Raw genomic sequence first — 18710 nt, forward strand, 5'->3', positions numbered from 1 at the left:
ACACTCCCGTCCGACCCTAGAACGTCCCCGCTTCGGCCCGCCGCGGCCCCCTCCCACCTGCCGCCGAGCACCCGGCCGCCGCCGATGGATCAGACCTGGTAGCGGTTCGGGGCGAAGGCCCGGGGGTTGTCGCGGATCCAGGCCGAGGTGCGGCGCAGGCCCTCGGCCAGGTCGACGCGGGGCTTCCAGCCGGCGAGTTCGCGGGCCTTGGTGTTGTCCGAGAGCAGCCGTTCGACCTCGCTGCCGGTCGGGCGCAGGCGCGTGGGGTCGACCACGACCTCGGCGTCCCGGCCGGAGGCGAGGATCAGCGCCCGGGCGAGTTCACCGATCGAGACCTCGGTGCCGGTGCCCAGGTTGATCACCTCGCCCAGGGTGGTGTCGGCCAGCGCCACCGCCAGGAACCCCTCGGCGGTGTCGCTCGCGTAGGTGAAGTCCCGGGTCGGGGTGAGCGAGCCGAGCCGCACCTCGCGGCTGCCCGCGTGCAGTTGGGCCAGGATCGTCGGGATCACCGCGCGGGCCGACTGACGCGGACCGTAGGTGTTGAACGGCCGCACCACCGACACCGGCAGCTCGAACGCGTGCCGGTAGGACAGCGCCATCATGTCCGCGCCGATCTTCGACGCGGAGTACGGCGACTGCGGCTGGAGCGGGTGGGTCTCGGCGATCGGCGCGACCAGCGCGGTGCCGTACACCTCGCTCGTGGAGGTGTGCACGAGCCGGGCGCCCTGCCGCACACAGGCCGCGGCGACGTTCTGCGTGCCGACCACGTTGGTCTGCACGTACGCCTCGGGTGCCTGGTAGCTGTACGGGATGCCGATCAGCGCGGCCAGGTGGAACACCGTGTCGCAGCCCGCGACGGCGTCCAGCACGCGATGCGCGTCGCGGACGTCGCCCGCGAGCATCTCAACCCGCCCGTCGGCCAGGTGGCCGGCGAGGTGGCCGCGTTCGGCGTACGGCTTGTAGTGCACGAATGCGCGCACCCGGGCCCCGCGTTCGACCAGCAGGTCGACGAGCGTGCTGCCGATGAAGCCCTCGGCGCCGGTGACCAGCACGGTGCGGCCGGTCCAGTCGGTCGGGGCCGGGGTCGGGGTGTTCGGGTCGAGGCTGGTGGTCATGCGATCCTCCGGGATTCGTCGGTGCGGTGCGGGGCCGGCGCCGCGGGCCGGCCGATCGTGCGCAGCACCGCGGCGGCCAGTCGGTCGGCGGCGTGCGCGTGGGTTTCCGACCCGCTCGCGCGGGCCATCGCGGCCAACCGCAACGGGTCGGCGAGCAGCGGTTCGAGTACGGCGGCCAGGTGCTCGCCGGTGCACGCGGCGTCCGGCACGAGCAACCCGGCGCCGGCGTCGCACAACACGCGGGCGTTGTGCGTCTGGTGGTCGTGCGGCGCGTACGGGTAGGGCACGAGCACGGCGGGCACGCCGATCGTGGCCAGTTCCGCGACGGTGGCCGAGCCCGCTCGGCAGACCACCAGGTCGGCGGCGGCGTACGCGAGGTCCATCCGGTCCAGGTAGGCGACCGCCTCGGCCACCGGGCTGCCCGCCACCGCGGCCCGGACCGCCTCGAACGCGGCCGGGCCGGTCTTGATCAGCAGTCGCACGTCGGCGCGCTCGCGCCAGCGCTCGGCCAGCGCGACCGCGGCCTCGGTCAGTCGTGCGGCGCCCAGGCTGCCACCGTTGAACAGGACCAGGCGGGCACCGCGCGGCACCCCGAGCCGGGCCCGCGCCTCGGGGCGCAGCGCGGGCCGGTCCAGCCCGGCCAACTCTCCGATCAACGGCATGCCGACCGTCTCGGCGGCCAGGCCCGCGGGCAGGTGCTCGCGGGTGCGGTCGAAGGCGAGCGCGACGTTCGGGGTCAGCCGGGCCGCGAACCGGTTGGCCCGACCCGGTACCGCGTTGGACTCGTGCACCACGCTCGGCAGACCCGCGAGCCGTGCGCCGACGATCGCCGGCGCGCTGGGATAGCCGCCCATCCCCACGGCGACCTGCGCGCCCTGGGCACGCAGGATCTCCCGGCAGCGCAGCCCGGAGCGCAGCAGCGCCGCGGGCAGCAGGTAGCGGCGCAGCCCCAGCGCCGCGTCGAAGGGAATCATGTCCACGGTGTGCAGCCGGTAGCCCGCCGCCGGGATCAATCGGGTCTCCAGACCGCGATCGGTGCCCACGAACGAGATCACCGCTCTCGGATCGGCGCGCCGCAAAGCGTCCGCGAGCGCCAGCCCGGGGTAGATGTGGCCGCCGGTGCCGCCGGCCCCGATCAGCACCGAGAGCGGCCGGTCGCCGGGGCCTTCGTCGAGGTGTTCCGCATGTCCTGAGCGCATGACACCGAAGCCTCACGGCCCGGGATAAGAGAGTTCTAAGCGTCCCTTTTGAGAGCCTTGGCCCCATGGGCAACGGACCGAGGGTGCTGGTCGTGGACGACGACCCGGAAGTACGCGCCGCCGTCGAGGACGGCCTCGCGATCGAGGGGTACCTCGTACGCGGCGCCGCCGACGGCCCGGCGGCACTGAGCGAGGTGGCCGGGTGGCAACCGGACGCGATCGTGCTCGACATCCTGATGCCGGTCCTGGACGGCCTCGCGGTGTGCCGCCGCCTGCGCGCCCTCGGCGACCGCACCCCGATCCTGGTGCTGACCGCGCGCGACTCGGTCAGCGACCGGGTGGACGGGCTGGACGCGGGCGCGGACGACTACCTGGTCAAGCCGTTCGCGCTGGACGAGTTGACCGCCCGCCTGCGCGCGCTGCTGCGCCGGGCCGCCCCCGAACCGGCCGAGGAGCGCGCCTACACCTACGGCGACCTGACCGTGGACCCGCTCACCCGCACCGGCAACCGGGGCGGCCGGCCGCTGGAGTTCTCCCGAACCGAGTTCGCCCTGCTCGAACTGCTGCTCCGGCACCGGGGCCAGGTGTTGCCCCGCGAGGTGATCATGGACCGGGTGTGGGGCGCGGACTTCGGTCCCGACTCCAACTCGCTCGCGGTGTACATCGGCTACCTGCGCCGCAAGCTCGACGCGGGCGGCGAACCGCGCCTGGTGCACACCGTGCACGGGGTGGGCTACCGGCTGGACCGCGACTCGGACCGCGGGTGAGGGCGCACGCGCGGTGGCGCAGGCGTCGGCCGCTGCGCACCCGTCTCACCCTCGCCTGCACCGGCGCGGTGGCCCTGGTCGCGCTCGGGGTGTGCGCGGCGGCGTACACGATCATCCGCTACGAGCTGGTCCATCAGCTCGAGCTGAACCTGACCCAGCAGGCCACGCAGGTTCGACTCCAGCACCGCGCCGACCCGCCGGGAGTGCTCCAGGGCGAATGCGCCTACCTGGCCGCCCCGCCGTGCGCCCAGATCGTGCCGGCCGATCCCGGGGCCGACCCGTCCGCGCCGTATCTGCTGCCGGTGGGGTCCGCCACGCGCGAGGTGGCGGCGCGCGAACGCCGGGCGTTCTACACCAAGGTCACCGTCGGCGGCCGGTCGGCCCGGATGCTGACCACCCAGGGTGGTCCGGGCACGGCGATCCAGGTGGCGCTGCGCTCGGACGGGGTGGACAAGGGCGTCCGGCAGGCGGGCGAGTTGATGGCGGCGGTCGCGGCGGCGGGCGTGCTGCTCGCGGCCGGGCTGGGCTACGCGGTGGCCCGCACCGGCCTGGCCCCGGTGGCCCGGCTGACCGCTACCGCGAAGCGGATCGCGGCGACCCGGGACGCGAGCCTGCGCATCGATGTGCCGCCGGGTCGACGAGAGGACGAACTCACCAGCCTGGCGGGGAGTTTCAACGCGATGCTCGGCGAGTTGGAGCAGTCGGTGACCGCGCAGCGCCGGCTGGTCGCGGACGCCTCGCACGAGCTGCGCACCCCACTGACCGCGCTCCGCACGAACGCGGAACTACTGGGCCGGGCCGACCGGCTGACGACGGATCAGCGCGAACGCGCGAGCGCCGGGCTGCAGCGCCAACTGCGCGAGGTGACCGGCCTGGTGAACGACCTGATCGAACTGGCCCGGGACGAGGAGCCGCAGCCGCTGGTCGAGCAGGTCCGGCCGAGCACGCTGGTCGGCCACTGCGTGCGGGCGGCCCGGGGCCATTGGCCGGCGGTGGCCTTCGAGTTCGTCGACCTCGCGGGCGAACGCACGGTGCCGGGCGTACCCGCCCGGCTGGCCCGACTGGTGTCGAACCTGCTCGACAACGCGGCCAAGTTCAGCCCGGCCGGCGGCCCGGTCGAGGTGGTGCTCGGCACCGACCTCGAACTCACCGTGCGCGACCACGGTCCCGGCATCGCGCCCGAGGACCTGCCGTACGTGTTCGACCGCTTCTATCGAGCCTCCGCCGCGCGGGCGCTGCCCGGTTCGGGGCTCGGGTTGGCGATGGCCCGGCAGATCGCCAGGGCACACGGCGCCACGCTCACGGCCGAGTCCTCGCCCGGCGGCGGCGCGCTGTTCCGACTGCGGTTCGCCGCCGCGCCTTCCGCCGGCGCGACCCCGCAGCCCCCGGTGCCCCCGGTGCCCCCGCCATCGACCGGCGGACCGGCGGGGCGATCGGGCTGACCGGGCCGACCGACGCGCGCGGTTCGGGCGGGCGGTCCGGGTCAGCCCCGGTCGGGAATCAGGTGCCGCGAACCGTCGATGCCCACGCCCTCGCGCCGCAGCGCTCGGGTGCGGTGCTCGCGCGGGCTCAGCCCCCGGACCCGCTTGAACGCCGTGCTGAGCGCGAACGCGTCGCCGTAGCCCACCTTCTCGGCGACCCCGCCGACCGTCGCCGTCGGCTCGCACAACAGGTCCGCGGCCAGCGCGAGGCGCCAGCCGGTGAGGAAGGTCATCGGCGGCTCGCCGATCAGCTCGACGAACCGGCGCGCCAACGAGGCCCTGGACACTCCCGCCTCGGCGGCCAGCGACGCGACCGTCCACGGTTGCTCGGGGTTGTTGTAGATCAGGCTCAGCACGTGCCCGATCACCGGATCGCGGTAACCGCGGTACCAGCCCGGCGCGTCCGCGCCCGAGCGGGCGAACCACGTGCGCAGCATGGAGATCAGCAACAGGTCCAACAGCCGGTCCAGGACCGCGTCCTGACCCGGCCCGTCCTTGACGATCTCGTCGGCGAGCAGCGGGATCACCGGGGAGTCCGTCTCGTCCGCTCGGATCACCGCGAGCGTGGGCAACGATTCGAGCAGCGAACGGCTGACCTCGCCGGCCATCTGATAGGTCCCGGTCAGCATGATCGTCTCGGCGTCCGCGCTGTTTCCCCACGAACGCACGCCCAGGGCCATCTCCTTGGCCAGGTCCCTCCCATCCGGGGTCGAGCAGCGCTGGCCCGGATGGATGATGATCTGCGGCTGCGAACCCGGCTCGTCGGAGATCCGGTAGTGGTCGGGGCCGCGCACGATGGCCACGTCGCCGGCGCTCAGCCGTACCGCGTCCCCCCGGTCCAGCGCGATCCACGCGTGCCCGCGCACCATCGCCACGATGGTCAGCGGCGCCTCGTCGTGGATCCGCATGGACCACGGCGGACTCAGCATCGAACGCAGCAGGAAGGCGCCTTGCGCCCGAGGTCCGTTGAGCAGACTCGCGAGAGCGTCCATGCCGAAATCTTAGACGATCAAACATGTAATTGGGCGCTTCAGCGATGTTCACTCTCATCGCCAGGGCATTGAATAAAGCCATGACGACGAACGAGCAGCACACCGCGAACACCACCGACACCACCACGCTGGTCCTGGGCGGGACCGGCAGGACCGGCCGCCGGATCGCCGGGAAGCTCACCGCGCTCGGCCGCTCGGTCCGGCTCGGCTCCCGCTCGGCGCCCATCCCCTTCGACTGGGAGGACCGCACCACCTGGGCCCCGGCCCTGCGCGACATCGACAGCGTGTACGTCTCCTTCCAGCCCGACATCGCCGCCCCGGGCGGCGCGGACACGGTCGGCGCGTTCGCCGAGCTCGCGGTCGAGAGCGGCGTCCGGCACCTGGTCCTGCTGTCCGGTCGGGGCGAGCCCGAGGCGCAGGACGCCGAGGCCCGGGTGCGCGCCTCCGGCGCCCACTGGACCGTCGTGCGAGCGAGTTTCTTCGCGCAGAACTTCGACGAGGGCGAGTTCTTCGGCCCGATCATGAGCGGTGACGTGGCGCTGCCGGTCGGCGACGTGGGCGAGCCGTTCATCGACGTGGACGACATCGCCGACGTCGCGGTGGCCGCGCTCACCGAGGACGGGCACACCGGCCAGGTGTACGAGGTGACCGGCCCCAGGCTGCTGACCTTCGCCGACGCGGTCGCCGAGATCGCCCGCGCGTCCGGCCGGGAAATCACGTTCACGCAGGTCCCGTTGGAGGCATACTCGGCGGTCCTGGTCGAGCACCAGGTACCGGCGGAGGTCATCGACCTGCTGTCCTTCCTGTTCGGCGAGGTTCTCGACGGGCGCAACGCACACGTCTCCGACGGTGTGCGGCGGGCGCTCGGCCGGGCACCCCGCGACTTCTCCGACTACGCACGTGACGCCGCCGCCCGCGGTGTCTGGAAGGTGTGACCATGAGCGGCCCCCTGTTCATCCTGACGCTCGTCGCGGCCCTGGGCTGCGCGAGCATGGGCGGAGTCTTCTTCGGCTTCTCCTCCTTCGTCATGGCGGGCCTCGGCCGGCTCCCGGCGGCTCAGGGGGCCGCGGCCATGCGATCGATCAACGTCACGGCCGTGACCGCCCCCTTCATGGCCGGCCTGTTCGGTACCGCACTGCTGTGCGTGGGCCTGGGCATCGCGGCGATCGTCTCGTGGGGCGAGGCGTACGCGGTTTATCTGCTCGTCGGCGCCGCGCTCTACCTGGTCGGCGCGATCGTGCTCACCGCCGGGTACCACGTGCCCCGCAACAACGCGCTCGCCGCCGTCGAGCCGAACTCCGCGGCGGAGGAGCGGCTGTGGGCCGGCTACCTCGCCGACTGGACGCGGGCGAACCACCTGCGCGCACTCTCCGGCATCGCGGCGGCCGCCTTCCTCGTCATCGCCCTCACCCGCTGACCCCGGCTCCGAAACACCGAACACCACAGCACCGCAGCACGATCACCAACCAGTCGACAACGGGGACCCGGCATGAATCGGCAGCTCACTCCACCCGAAACCACTCCCGCGACCCGCACCGCCGCCATCCTCCTCGGCGCAACCCTGGTCACCACGGGCCTGGTCGCCGGTGTCTACTTCTGCTTCGCCGTCGCGATCATGCCGGGCCTGGGCCGGGTCGACGCCCGCACCTTCGTCGACGTCCTCCAGCAGGTCAACAAGCGGATCGAGAACCCGGTCTTCTTCGCCTGCTTCTTCGGCGCCCCGATCCTCGGCGTGATCACGATCGTCCGAGCCCGCAAGCTCGGCCTCACCGAAGCGAACCGCTGGATCATCGCCGGCGTCGTCCTCGCCTTCGTCGGCATGCTGATCACCATCGGCGGCAACATCCCGCTGAACAACAAGATCAAGGACGCCGGCGACCCGGCCCGGATCGCCGATCCCGAAAAGCTCCGCGACGACGTCGAGAACGCCTGGATCGCCTGGAACATAGCCCGCACCCTCGCCGCCACCGCCGCCCTGGCCGCCCTCACCCGAGCCGTCCACCTCCTCGCCCGCACCACCCGCACCCCCTGACCGACCGACAGCCCCTCCCCCGGAACACCGAAGTCCCGCCCCCGGCGAGCAGTTGCTCGCGGAGGCGGGACTTCGGCCGTTTCCGTCGCCGGGCGGTCAGCCCTTCACGCAGACCACCTGGCGCAGCTCGGCGACCACCTCGACCAGGTCCTGCTGCTGACGCATGACCTGCTCGATCTTCTTGTACGCACCGGGGATCTCGTCCACGACGCCCGAGTCCTTGCGGCACTCGACGCCCTCGGTCTGCTTGGCCAAGTCCTCGACCGTGAACCGCTTCTTGGCGGCGTTCCGACTCATCTTGCGGCCGGCTCCGTGCGACGCGGAGTTGTACGCGGCCTCGTTGCCCAGGCCCCGGACGATGTAGGACCGCGTCCCCATCGAGCCCGGGATGATGCCCAGGTCGCCGGCGCCGGCCCGGATCGCGCCCTTGCGGGTCACGAGCAGGTCCACACCGTCGTAGGTCTCCTCCGAGACGTAGTTGTGGTGGCAGCTGATCGGCTCCTCGAAGCCCACCCGGGCCTTACGGAACTCGCGCCGGATCACTTCCTGGAACAGCGCCATCATGATCGCCCGGTTCTTCGCCGCGTACTCCTGTGCCCAGTACAGGTCGGAGCGGTACGCCGCCATCTGCGGGGTGTCGCTGACGAACACCGCGAGGTCGCGGTCGACGATGCCCTGGTTGTGCGGCAGCGACCGAGCCACCGACATGTGGTGGTCCGCCAGCTCCTTGCCGATGTTGCGCGAGCCCGAGTGCAGCATGAGCCATACCGAATCGGACATATCTACACAAAGTTCCACAAAATGATTGCCGCCCCCGAGCGAGCCCATCTGCCGCGCCGCCCGGTCCCGGCGGAACTTCACCGCCTCCGCGACGTCGTCGAAGCGCGCCCAGAAGTCGGCCCAGCCCGCCGAGCCGAGCCCGTACAGCGTGCTCGGGTCGACCGCCTCGCCGTGCATGCCCATCCCGACCGGGATCGCCTGCTCGATCTTCGAGCGCACCCGGGACAGGTCGTCGGGCAGGTCGGCCGCGGTGAGCGAGGTCTTCACCGCGCTCATCCCACAGCCGATGTCCACGCCCACCGCCGCCGGGCAGACGGCGTCGCGCATGGCGATCACCGAGCCGACCGTGGCGCCGCGGCCGTAGTGCACGTCGGGCATCACGGCGAGGCCGTGCAGCCACGGGAGCGTGGTGATGTTGCGGAGCTGCTGCATGGCCTGGCCCTCGACCGCGGCCGGGTCGGTCCACATGCGAATCGGTACCCGGGCACCCGGGACCTCGGTGTACGACATATCTGGATCATTCTCCTGAATGGGTATGGCTGAACATGAGCGCGGCGGCTCGAAGTCTTGGTGGGCTGCCCCGGCGCACTCCGGGGAGTGAGTCCGGGTGCGGCACGGGGCAGCCGGTGGCGGGTGCCGCAGGGTTGGCGACTGCGGGACCCGCGGAGCGGGAGCGAAGCAGGGGTTACACGCGGCGGGCCGAGGCGCCTTGGACGGGGCATCGGCCGTTGTCACGGAACCGCACCGGCTCGCTCCTCTCCCTACGAGGACAGGACACACGGAGGACCTGTCGTGGCTCGACCTCCATCAAGCCACGGCAACGGCCCACCCCGCAAAGGATTTTCCGGCCGGAGCGGAGGCGATGTACGCGCGCGCCCCGCGCGCACACCCGCGCGCCGCTGTGACAGCCAACCGGGTCGGGCGTACATTCCCGAGGCATGTTCGTCGTCGGGGTAGCCGCGTGGATCACCGCCGTAGCCTGTGTCGTGTTCGGGCGCGACCGCCATCGGCCCCGGCTGCGACCCGTGGTCCGCGACTTCGACGGTGACGGCCCCCGGGAGCGCACCGAATTCCCCCGAGCCGCCCGGGCCGGGTGGATCGCCGGCGCCGCCGCCGCCGCGGTGGGCTCGGCGGCGTTCGTGCTCAGCGTCAGGTGAGCCGAGTCGACCGTTCGCCCGGGGCGCTCGGGCTGCCCGGATCGCTCGGGTTCCCCAGGCTCCCCGGGTCGCTCAGGGCACGCGGGCCCGTCGGATAGCTCGAATGGCTCGGATCGCTCAGTCCCTCAGGGCCTCAGGGCCCTCAGGTGAAGACGACCGTGCGAGTCCCGTTGAGCAGCACCCGTCGCTCGGAGTGCCACTTGACCGCGCGCGAGAGCGCCTGGCACTCGACGTCGCGACCGACCGCGACCAGGCCGGCGGGAGTGACCGCGTGGTCCACCCGCTCGACCTCCTGCTCGATGATTGGGCCCTCGTCCAGGTCGCCCGTGACGTAGTGGGCGGTCGCGCCGATCAGCTTGACCCCGCGCGCGTGCGCCTGGTGGTAGGGCTTGGCGCCCTTGAAGCTCGGCAGGAACGAGTGGTGGATGTTGATCGCCCGACCCTCGAGCTGCTTGCACAGGTCGTTCGACAGCACCTGCATGTATCGGGCCAGCACCACCAGTTCCACGTCGTTCTCGCGCACCAGCGCGAGCAGCCGCGCCTCGGCCTCCGGCTTGGTCTCCCGGGTGACCGGGATGTGGTGGAACGGCACACCGTAGGAGCGGGAGAGTTCCTCGAAGTCGCGGTGGTTGGACACCACACCCACGATCTCGATCGGCAGCGCGCCGATGCTGCTGCGGAAGAGCAGGTCGTTCAGGCAGTGGCCGAACTTGCTGACCATCACGAACACGCGCATCCGCGCGTCCCCGTCGTGGATCTGCCAGTCCATGTGGAAGGACGCGCCGACCGCGGTGAAGCCGGCCCGCAGCGCGTCCAACTCGACGCCCTGCTCGGCGGTGAAGTGCACGCGCATGAAGAACAGACCGGTGTCCCGGTCGCCGAACTGCTGGCTGTCCACGATGTTGCAGCCGGTCATCATCAGGAAACTGGCGACCGCGTGCACGATGCCGCGCTTGTCCGGGCAGGACAGCGTCAGCACGTACTGGCCGCCGGTCGACACGTCACCACTGCCGTCGACAGGCTGGGTCTGCTCGGTCATGGACGTGCCCTTCTTCTCCATCTGCGGCATTGGTTTCGGCCTTCCGGGTGCCCGATCCGCCTGCTGTCCGCGCGGCCCGATCCCGGACGGGACCCCACCGGCCGGGCGACCCGGCCGGTCGTACAGGATCCCACGTCCCGCGCGGGCTCAGCGCCCGCCGGTGCGGATGCGGAGCACGTCGAGCGAGTCGGGGGGCGCCTCCGGGTCGTCCTCGTCCGTCTTCGCCAGCGCGACGTGCGCGGCCCGCGAGGTGGCGACGACCTGCGGCCAGCGCGAGTGGGTGAGGTAGGCGGGCGCGGGCGCGTCCTCGCCGATGTCGTGCAGGACGGCGAGGATCTCCACCACCGCGGCGTCCACCAGCGCGGCCTCGTCCGCGTCGACGACCAGGCATCCGATGTAGGTGGTCGCGGACCAGCGGTCCAGCCACGAGTCGCCGACCAGGCGATAGACGGCGTCGGTGATCGAGCCGTACTCCGGGCGGCCGGCCAGCCAGGACTCGCGCTGGAACGTCGGGTCGCCGAACATGTGCAGCGCGGAACGGACCTGGGCCCGCCAACGCCACCACGGAACGGTGCTCTGGCGCATACGTGTCATCGTGGCGCCTCCTCCCCTGTCCCCGCTTCGGTTTCGCCGATCCGATCCCGTTCCGTTCCCGATCGGTTCAGGACGGGATGCTTTCGATCACCTCGAATTTCCACCGATCATGCCGCAGACCGGACCGATCCCGACAACCGGGCGGTCCGGTCGCGGGTCGGTCGGCCGGTCGGCTCGCTCAGTCGACGATCTTGATGGTGATCAGCCCGCGCTCGACGTCGTACACGCGCAGCGCGGCCACGTCGAAGCCCGGGTGGTCGCGGATCCAGTTCTGCGCCACGAGCAGGATCCGGGCCGCGGTGTTGAAGGTCTGCGCGGCCTCGGTCGAGTAGTCCCCCGGCAGGTGCGAGGACAGGTCGGTGTCGATCGCGACCTCGTACTTGCCCTTGTGGTCCAGCGTCAGCCGCACCTGCTGCAGACGCGTGCCCTCCGGGGTGGTGTGCAGCGCGGCCAGCATCGCGGACCCGTAGTCGTCCGCGGCCGGCTTGCGGTCGTCCCGCTCGGCGCCGAGCCGGAAGTCGATCGCGTCGCGGTCCGAGTCGAGGATCTCGATCCCGCCGACCCACAACGCCGGATGGTCCTCCGCCCACTGGGCGGTCTCGGTGAGCAGCTTGCCCGCACGGTCGCGGACGATCTCCTCGGCCTGCGTGTCCGAACCGTTGCCGCGAACCAGGTCCGTTTCGAGCGTGACCTTGTAGACCTTGTACGAGCTGGCCACCCGGACCTTGCTCACGTGGCTCCCGTGCGGGGTCGTGCGCAGGTGGGTCAGCAGCTCGGTCCCGTAGGCACCCGATTCGGGAGTATCGCCGGCGGCGGCGGGCGGGACCACCGGCGGCACCGAGCCGCTCGGCCGGTCCGCGGCGGGCTTGGGGCCGTCCGAGGTCAGGCGCGCCGAACTGGGCCCCGTGGTGGCGACCGTGCCGGCGACCCGGCCGGTGTCGGGCGATCCGGAGCACGCGGCGGCGCCGGCCATGGTCGTGGCGAGCAGCACGACCGTCGACAATCGTGTGCGCTTCCGTATGCGTATCAAGGTTCGTGTTCACCCCCTGTCACCCGCCCATGGTGCGGGTTGGCCCTCGGCTCCTACCAGGCGGGGGGTGGCGGGCACTGGAAATATACCGCTTTGCCGGTGCCCCGATCCTGGCCCGGGACTTCGGGCTCGGCGGGCCCGGAGAACCCGCGTCAGGGGTCGACGGCCAGGCGGTAGCCGCGCTTGGTGACCGTGCGGACCAGGCTCGCGTACGGGCCCAGCGCGGCGCGCAGTCGGGCGACCGCCGCCTCCACCGCGTGTTCGTCGGTGCGCGTGTCGGCCCACACCCGGCGCAACAACTCGGCCCGGCTGAGTACCCAGCCCGGCTTCTCGGCGAGCGCGCGCAGCACCGCGCCCGGCACCGGGGGCAGCCAGATGGTCCGACCGTCGACCAGCAGCGCGTTGCCCTGCAGGACCAGGCGTTCGGTGCCGGTGTCCAGTTCGCGGCGGGCCCGGGCGGGCAACGTCTCGGTGATCGTGCGCACCAGCGAGCCGAGCCGACCGCGCTCGGGCCACACCGACTCGATGCCCTGCTCGGCCAGTGGCCGCGCGCACACCGGGCCGATGCACACCGGCAGCACGTCGGCCCGCAACGCGGCCAACACGTCGGCCCGGCGGCCGTGTTCGTCGGCGGTGTCCAGGAAAGCGCCGATCGCGGGCGCGCTGGTGAAGGTGAGCGCGTGGATCTCCCGGCGCGCGGTCTGCTCGACCAGGCGGCGCACCGCGCCCGGGTCGTCCGGCGGTCCCCAGCGATACACCGGGATCTCCAGCACGTCCGCGCCGCGCTCGCGCAGCGCGTCGGCGAAGCCCTCCAGCGGCGCGCCGTGTTGCTGGACCGCGATCCGCCGCCCGCGCAGGTCGCGCGCGAGCAGCCAGGCCAACACCTCGTCGCCGGCGTCCGAACCGGGCGAGTACACCTCGCGCAGGCCGCACGCGCGCACCGCGGTCCCCGCTTTCGGCCCCCGGCTGACCACCACGGCGGCCCGGCACGCGGCGGTCAGCCGGGCGCCGCGCCCCCAGCCGTCGGCGGCGGCGAACCAGCCGCGCCAGCCCACGCCGGTGGTGGCCACCACATAGTCGAGGCGACGGTCCAACGCCTGCTCGGTGGCCCGGCGCAGGATCGTGTCCTCGGCCGGCGGCACGATCCGCACGGTGGGCGCGTCGACCACCTTGGCGCCCAAGCCCTGGAGCAGGGCGACGAGTTCCTCGCGACGCCGGGCCGCGGTGACGCCGATGGTGAACCCGATCAGCGGCTCGTCCCCCGTGCCAGTCTCCATGGGGTGAGACTCGCCGACGTGTGTTACGGCTCTGTTGCCGGACGGTCACGCGGGAGTTAGCGCGTGCGTCGAAAGCCGGCGGGAGCGGGGCGGGTCCGCCGGCTTCGGCTCGCCGCCCGACGGAAGCGGGAGCGGGTCCACCGGCTTCGAACCCGCCGCCCGACGGGGTCCGAGGCGAGTCCGGGGGCTCGGAGTTCGCCGCCCGACGGGTCCGGAGCGGGCCCGCCTGCCCCGAGCTCGCCGGCCGGCCGGACCGGGGCGGGTCCGGGGCTCAGAACTCGCCGGCGGTGCGCTTCTTGAGGTTGTGCTCGGTGGCGATCGGGTTCCACAGCCCGACCACCTTGTTCTTCGCGGTGGTGGCCCGCCCGCTCGCGCGGTCGGCGGCGCGCTTGTGGTCGGTGTTCTCGGCGCGCTTGCCCTTGCAGCCGCCCTGGGCCATCTCGGTTCCCCAGGCCGCGAGTTCGCGGTCCGACTCGGCGGAGGCGGTCCACGCGTCGCGCAGGCCCGCGACCAACTGGGCGCCGCCGGTGAGCTTGTCGGTGGACAACTTGGCCAGGCCGGCGAGTTGCTGGTCGCGCTGTCGGGCCGCCTCGTTCAGGGATTGCGCGCCGGCCGCGGGGTCGTCGCACTTCTGGATCCGCTGCACGGCCTGGGACACCACCTGGCGGGACCCGGCGCCGGCCTGGAGGAGCCGGTCCACGGCGGACGCCTGGGCGCCGGCCTCGTCGGCCTTGGCCGGCGGTGCGGTGGTCCCGGGCGCTCCGGAGCCCGACGGGTCCGGCTTCGCGGACGAGCCGGCCGCGGTGCCCTTGTCCGCGCTGTCGCTCTTGTCGTCGTCGCCGAACGCGCCGCTGGCGAACACGCCGATCGCGGCGACCACGACGAGCGCACCGACGCCGGCCGCGATCAGCGGGGTCCTGGGCCGCCCGGAGCCGGAGTCGCCGCGACCGCCCGGCCCGGGCCCGTGCGGCGGGGCGCCCGGCGGCGCGTACTGCGGGGAGTAGGGCTGCTGCGCGGCGTATCCGGCGGCCGCGGGCGGCCCCACCGGGCCGGGGGCCGGGGGCCGCGCCGTGTAGGCGGGAGGCGCCGGCTGCGCCGAGTAGGCCGGCGGCAGCGGTTGTCCGGAGGTGCCCGCAGGTCCCGGTCCGGCCGGCGAGGCGCCGACGTCGTCCCGGAACAATCCGGCCGGGAACACCTGGGTGGCGTCGGCCGGTCCGCCGGCGGGCGCCGGGTCGGGGCGGAACAGGTCCGGCCCGACCGCCGGACCGGCCGACGCGCCGGGCGCCCCCGGGGGCGCGTGCACGGGGCGCGGCGGTACGTGCCCCGGCGCGGCGGGCGGCGCGTGCCCGGGGAGCGGCGCGAGCCGGGTCGCTCCGGGTTGGTCGGCCGGGCCTCCCGGCGCCTGCGGGTAGGGCGGGTTCGTCCGGTACGGCTCGTTCGGCGGGTAGGGCCCGCCGCCGTACGGCTGCGCCGCGCCGTAGGGCTGTTGTGGCGCGCCGTACCCCTGCGGCGGCCCCTGGTCCGCGTAGTCCTCGAACCTCGGCAGCACCTCGGTTTCGTCGCGCGGGAGTTCGAGCGGACCGAACGGTGACGGCCCCGGCGGCTGCTCGCCGCCCCCGCCCCGTTCGCCCCCGCCGCCGTCCGCTCCACCGGATCCCATGCCATCCACCCGTTCGTCGCCTCGAGCCGTCGCGCCCGGCGGCCGCGCGACCGCCGGTTCGCCCGGCGGCCGGGACCGCGTTCCGCCCGACGGTAACTCAGACGTTCGAGTGGCGAACAGCGGCGCACCCCCGGGCGCACCGACTCCACCGGCCGAAATCGGCCGAGGAAACGCGTCTTCGCGCAGGTCGGCGGCCCACGCGCGGCTCAGACCGGGACGGCGTGCACGGCCTCGGCGAATTCGCGGACCACGTGCTCGTCGCGATACGGCTCCAGTCGGCGCTGGAAGTCCTTGAGGTATTCGAGGCCGCGCGCCGAGTGCAGCCGGCCCACCAGGTCCAGCGCCTGTGCGCCGACCGAGCACGCCTCGTCGAGCCGGTTCTGTTGCAGGTGCGCGGTGGCCAGCAGCAGGGTGTCCACGGCCCGCCGCCGGACCCGCGTGTCGGCGTGCCCGTCCAGGGCCGCGCGGGCCGCCGCCTCGGCCTGTCGGGGCCGGTCCAGGTCGCGGTAGCAGTGCGCGAATTCGTCGGCGAGGTACGCCTGGGAGAAGTGCCCTATCCACTGCGGATCCTCGTCCGGCGTCGCGACGTCCATCGCGGACTGGGCCCGGGACAACGACGCCTCGCACGCGCGCGCGTCGCCGAGCAGCGCGTGCCCGCGTGCCTCGGCGGCGTGGAACATCGCCTGGGTGGTGGGCGTGGCCTCCTGCTTGGCGCCCTCCTGCGCGGCGCGCGCGAGCTGGGTGATCTCGCGCGGGTTGCCCAGGCTGCCCGCGAGGTGGCTCATCCCGGCGGCGAGCACGTATCCGCCGTAGGCGCGGTCGCCCGCGGCCTGGGTCAGCCGCAGGGCCTGGATGTAGTAGCGCTGGGCGAGACCCGGCTGGCCGGTGTCCACGGCCATGTAACCGGCCAGCTCGGTGAGTCGGGCCACGGCCGCGAACAGCGCGCGACCCGTCTCGTCGGAATAGGTCCCGTTGAGCAGCTGGGTGACCACGCTGCCCAGATAGTGCACGACGACCGGGCGGATGTGGCCGGCGCCGAACCGGTGGTCCAGCGCGGACAACATGTCCGTGGTCGCGCACACCGCCTCGATGTCGGAGGCGCCCACGCGCGGCCCGCCGATCCGAGCCACCTGCGCGTCCGGCTCGGTGATCAACCAGTCCCGGCTGGGCGCGACCAGCGCGGCCACCGCGACCGAGGAGTTGAGCAGGAAGTCGCGCCGGTTGACGTCGCTGCGCCACAACTCGGTGACCACCTCGACGGTGGCCGCCGGTGTGGCGGCGAACTGGAGGCCGACGTTGGTCGCCAGGCTGCGACCGTCGGCCATGCCGATCTCCTCGACGGTGACCGGCCGGCCGAGCTTGCGGCCGATCGCCTCGGCGATCAGGTTGGGCACCGCGCCGCGCGGCTGCTGACCGCGCAGCCAGCGGGCCACCGAGGTCTTGTCGTAGCGCAGGTCCATGCCGTGCTCGGCACCGCACATGTTGACCCGGCGGGCGAGCCCGGCATTCGAGCAGCCGGCCTCCTGGATCAGTGCCGTCAACCTTTCGTTGGGCTGCCTGCTCGCCTGCGTTCGCGCGGCCATCGGCGTTCCCTCCCCGACCCGTCGGTGCGGGCTTGTGGCATGCGGGATCGGCGCGACGGGGATCCTCCGGCCCTGTCGTGTCCTCGCCCTGATGCCTGATGAGTCCGTGATGCGTGTCCAGCGGACGTCATCCATCTGCCGAGATCCGGGCCGGCCGGAATTGCCGATCTTGCCCGCCGGTCGTATGAAATGTCATCCGCGTACGGAGCGTAGTGACCCGTATAGAGCAGCGGATAGGGCACCCTTCATTGCGCCCCCGGGTCTGCACCCATGCGCCCCCCTTGCGCCGGATGGCCACCGGTGATCCCGTCGCCCCTGATCATCCGGTTTCGCCCTCCCGAAGTGCGGCGCTCCGGCGCGCGACCCCGCGCCGTTCGGGGTCCGCCGCACGGGTGGCCGCGAGTGCGGCGGCGGCCGGCCGTAACCATCCCGTGGTCCCACAGTTGTGCAGCACGTGGAAGACACCCTGGGGGCCCGGCAGCTCGCCCGCGACACGCTTGTAGAGACCGCAGTCCGTTACGCCGGGGACCGGCACTGGGACGTGGTTCCCGGCGCCTCGGTGATCGAGAACAGTGCGGGGCGTCGTTGCAGCTGCGGCCATCCCGGATGCGCCACCCCGGGCGCGCACCCCATCCTGCGCGACTGGGCGGTCCAGGCGGCCAGCTCGCCGGCGCTGGTGCGGCGCTGGTGGAGCGAGCACCCGGACGCGGCGATCCTGCTGCCCACCGGTCGCGGCTTCGACGTGATCGACGTCCCGGAACAGGCCGGCTGCCTCGCGCTGGCCCGGCTGGAGCGCATGGGGCTGCCGCTCGGCCCGGTGATCGCGACCCCGACCCGGCGGCTCCAGTTTTTCGTACTCCCCGGCGCCCGGGACAAGATGGGCGAGATGTTGCGCCGCATCGGCTGGGGCACCAGCGCGATCGACCTGATCCCCAAGGGCGAGGGCGACTGGGTGGTCGCCCCGCCGTCCCGGATGGGCAGCTCCGGCAGCGCCTCGTGGGCCCGCGAACCCACCGAACTCAACCGCTGGCTCCCCGAAGCCCGCGAACTGGTGAGCCCCATCGCCTACGCCTGCGGCCGAGCACTGGTCGAGGCCAGGTAGCGAACAACCTGCCCAGTGGCCGCGGGGCCCCAGCACGCCGCCCCATCGCGGTGGATCCGCAGCCATCCCACCCGAAGGCGCGAATGGGCGGGTGGGCACAAAACCCCCAACCCGCCCAAGACGCAACGCAAGGGCCCTCGCACCCGAACCATCTCGGATACGAGGGCCCATCGACCCGCGCGCTTACGCGCAACTACCGCGCGGCCACAAACACGTGCGACGCGACCTCCGGCGACAGCTCCGCGGCTTCGCCGCCGCTGCCCGCCATCACGCCACCCGCGGACTCGTGCACACTCACGACCGCCCCGGGACGAATCCCGGCTCGGCGCAACGTGTACATCAGTTGGGCGTCGGTCTGCAGCGGCTCACCGAGCCGCCGCACCACGACGTTCTTGCCTTCCGGCCCCGCCGACTCGAGCAGCGTGACCAGCCCGCCTTCCTTGAAGGAGTCGGCGTGCAGCTCCTGGTCCAGCTCCTCCAGGCCCGGGATCGGGTTGCCGTACGGCGATTCCTTGGGATAGCGCAGCAGTTCGAGCAGGCGACGTTCCACCTGCTCACTGATCACGTGCTCCCAACGGCACGCCTCGGCGTGCACCTGTTCCCAGGGCAATCCGATGACGTCCACGAGCAGGCACTCGGCGAGCCGGTGCTTGCGCATGACCCGCGTCGCGATTCCCCGCCCTTCGGGCGTCAGTTCCAGGTGACGGTCACCTTCGACCGTCAACAACCCGTCCCGCTCCATCCGTGCCACGGTCTGGCTCACGGTCGGCCCGCTCTGCTCCAGCCGCTCCGCGATCCGCGCCCGCAGCGGGACCACGCCCTCCTCCTCCAGCTCGAAAATCGTCCGGAGGTACATCTCCGTGGTGTCGATGAGTCCACTCACGACCAGCGGCTCCGTTCTT

General features: G+C 72.8%; 18 protein-coding genes. 7 read left to right on the forward strand and 11 right to left on the reverse strand.

Translation table 11 applies throughout. The annotated features are described in order from the left end of the window. Positions 1–89: 89 nt before the first annotated feature. Complete coding sequence (locus tag ACIBSV_RS45210; protein ID WP_395873350.1) at positions 90–1115, reverse strand: SDR family NAD(P)-dependent oxidoreductase; 1026 nt, start codon at positions 1113–1115, stop codon at positions 90–92. Then, positions 1112–2314, reverse strand: coding sequence for a UDP-N-acetylglucosamine--N-acetylmuramyl-(pentapeptide) pyrophosphoryl-undecaprenol N-acetylglucosamine transferase (locus ACIBSV_RS45215; protein ID WP_395873351.1), 1203 nt, complete (start codon positions 2312–2314; stop codon positions 1112–1114). The genes ACIBSV_RS45210 and ACIBSV_RS45215 overlap by 4 nt, the downstream gene beginning before the upstream one ends. Before the next feature lie 65 nt (positions 2315–2379). On the opposite strand from ACIBSV_RS45215, the gene ACIBSV_RS45220 reads away from it, so the two are divergent. Together ACIBSV_RS45220 and ACIBSV_RS45225 are read left to right on the forward strand one after the other, a co-directional pair. Then, positions 2380–3081 carry a response regulator transcription factor gene (locus ACIBSV_RS45220; protein ID WP_395873352.1) on the forward strand — a complete coding sequence of 234 codons (702 nt, stop codon included), beginning with the start codon at positions 2380–2382 and terminating at the stop codon, positions 3079–3081. Continuing rightward, positions 3078–4523: an ATP-binding protein gene (locus ACIBSV_RS45225; protein ID WP_395873353.1), complete on the forward strand. Its 1446-nt coding sequence runs from the start codon at positions 3078–3080 to the stop codon at positions 4521–4523. Before ACIBSV_RS45220 ends, ACIBSV_RS45225 begins: the two co-directional genes overlap by 4 nt. A 41-nt stretch (positions 4524–4564) precedes the next feature. Here the strand turns inward: ACIBSV_RS45225 and ACIBSV_RS45230 are convergent, their stop codons facing one another. Then, a complete protein-coding gene (locus ACIBSV_RS45230) occupies positions 4565–5554 on the reverse strand; it encodes an AraC family transcriptional regulator (RefSeq protein ID WP_395873354.1) in 990 nt (329 codons plus the stop codon). A gap of 80 nt (positions 5555–5634) precedes the next feature. Here ACIBSV_RS45230 and ACIBSV_RS45235 point away from each other — a divergent pair, with 80 nt between their 5' ends. The 3 genes from ACIBSV_RS45235 (at position 5635) to ACIBSV_RS45245 (ending at position 7586) form a co-directional block, all read left to right on the forward strand. Beyond that, entirely contained in the window at positions 5635–6489 is an 855-nt protein-coding gene (locus ACIBSV_RS45235; protein WP_395873355.1) for an NmrA family transcriptional regulator, read from the forward strand. Positions 6490–6491: 2 nt separating this feature from the next. Then, entirely contained in the window at positions 6492–6971 is a 480-nt protein-coding gene (locus ACIBSV_RS45240; protein WP_395873356.1) for a DUF1772 domain-containing protein, read from the forward strand. A gap of 72 nt (positions 6972–7043) precedes the next feature. Then, on the forward strand, positions 7044–7586 hold the full coding sequence (locus tag ACIBSV_RS45245) for a DUF1772 domain-containing protein (RefSeq protein ID WP_395873357.1): 543 nt from the start codon (positions 7044–7046) through the stop codon (positions 7584–7586). 96 nt (positions 7587–7682) lie between these two features. On the opposite strand, the gene ACIBSV_RS45250 is transcribed toward ACIBSV_RS45245, so the two are convergent. After that, positions 7683–8876 (reverse strand): RtcB family protein, encoded by a 1194-nt coding sequence (locus ACIBSV_RS45250; protein ID WP_395873358.1) that lies wholly within the window; start codon positions 8874–8876, stop codon positions 7683–7685. A gap of 428 nt (positions 8877–9304) precedes the next feature. On the opposite strand from ACIBSV_RS45250, the gene ACIBSV_RS45255 reads away from it, so the two are divergent. Beyond that, positions 9305–9523, forward strand: a complete 219-nt coding sequence (locus tag ACIBSV_RS45255) for a hypothetical protein (protein ID WP_395873359.1) — start codon at positions 9305–9307, stop codon at positions 9521–9523. 142 nt (positions 9524–9665) lie between these two features. Here ACIBSV_RS45255 and purU read toward each other — a convergent pair whose 3' ends face one another. The 6 genes from purU to ACIBSV_RS45285 all read right to left on the reverse strand — a co-directional run bounded on the left by purU (position 9666) and on the right by ACIBSV_RS45285 (position 16706). Continuing rightward, entirely contained in the window at positions 9666–10562 is an 897-nt protein-coding gene (purU, locus tag ACIBSV_RS45260; protein ID WP_395873360.1) for a formyltetrahydrofolate deformylase, read from the reverse strand. 147 nt (positions 10563–10709) lie between these two features. Continuing rightward, positions 10710–11147 carry a hypothetical protein gene (locus tag ACIBSV_RS45265; RefSeq protein ID WP_395873387.1) on the reverse strand — a complete coding sequence of 146 codons (438 nt, stop codon included), beginning with the start codon at positions 11145–11147 and terminating at the stop codon, positions 10710–10712. 187 nt (positions 11148–11334) lie between these two features. Next, positions 11335–12147, reverse strand: a complete 813-nt coding sequence (locus tag ACIBSV_RS45270; protein ID WP_395873361.1) for a hypothetical protein — start codon at positions 12145–12147, stop codon at positions 11335–11337. Positions 12148–12338: 191 nt separating this feature from the next. Then, positions 12339–13463 carry a uroporphyrinogen-III synthase gene (locus ACIBSV_RS45275; RefSeq protein WP_395873362.1) on the reverse strand — a complete coding sequence of 375 codons (1125 nt, stop codon included), beginning with the start codon at positions 13461–13463 and terminating at the stop codon, positions 12339–12341. Positions 13464–13734: 271 nt separating this feature from the next. Next, on the reverse strand, positions 13735–15123 hold the full coding sequence (locus ACIBSV_RS45280; protein ID WP_395873363.1) for a hypothetical protein: 1389 nt from the start codon (positions 15121–15123) through the stop codon (positions 13735–13737). Positions 15124–15329: 206 nt separating this feature from the next. Beyond that, entirely contained in the window at positions 15330–16706 is a 1377-nt protein-coding gene (locus ACIBSV_RS45285; RefSeq protein ID WP_395873364.1) for a transcriptional regulator, read from the reverse strand. A 445-nt stretch (positions 16707–17151) separates the two neighbouring features. On the opposite strand from ACIBSV_RS45285, the gene ACIBSV_RS45290 reads away from it, so the two are divergent. Beyond that, entirely contained in the window at positions 17152–17808 is a 657-nt protein-coding gene (locus ACIBSV_RS45290) for a bifunctional DNA primase/polymerase (protein ID WP_395873365.1), read from the forward strand. 193 nt (positions 17809–18001) lie between these two features. Here ACIBSV_RS45290 and ACIBSV_RS45295 read toward each other — a convergent pair whose 3' ends face one another. Then, on the reverse strand, positions 18002–18691 hold the full coding sequence (locus tag ACIBSV_RS45295) for an iron dependent repressor, metal binding and dimerization domain protein (protein ID WP_355538171.1): 690 nt from the start codon (positions 18689–18691) through the stop codon (positions 18002–18004). Positions 18692–18710 lie beyond the last annotated feature (19 nt).

This window comes from Embleya sp. NPDC050154 (assembly GCF_044460165.1).
Taxonomy (GTDB): Bacteria; Actinomycetota; Actinomycetes; order Streptomycetales; family Streptomycetaceae; genus Embleya.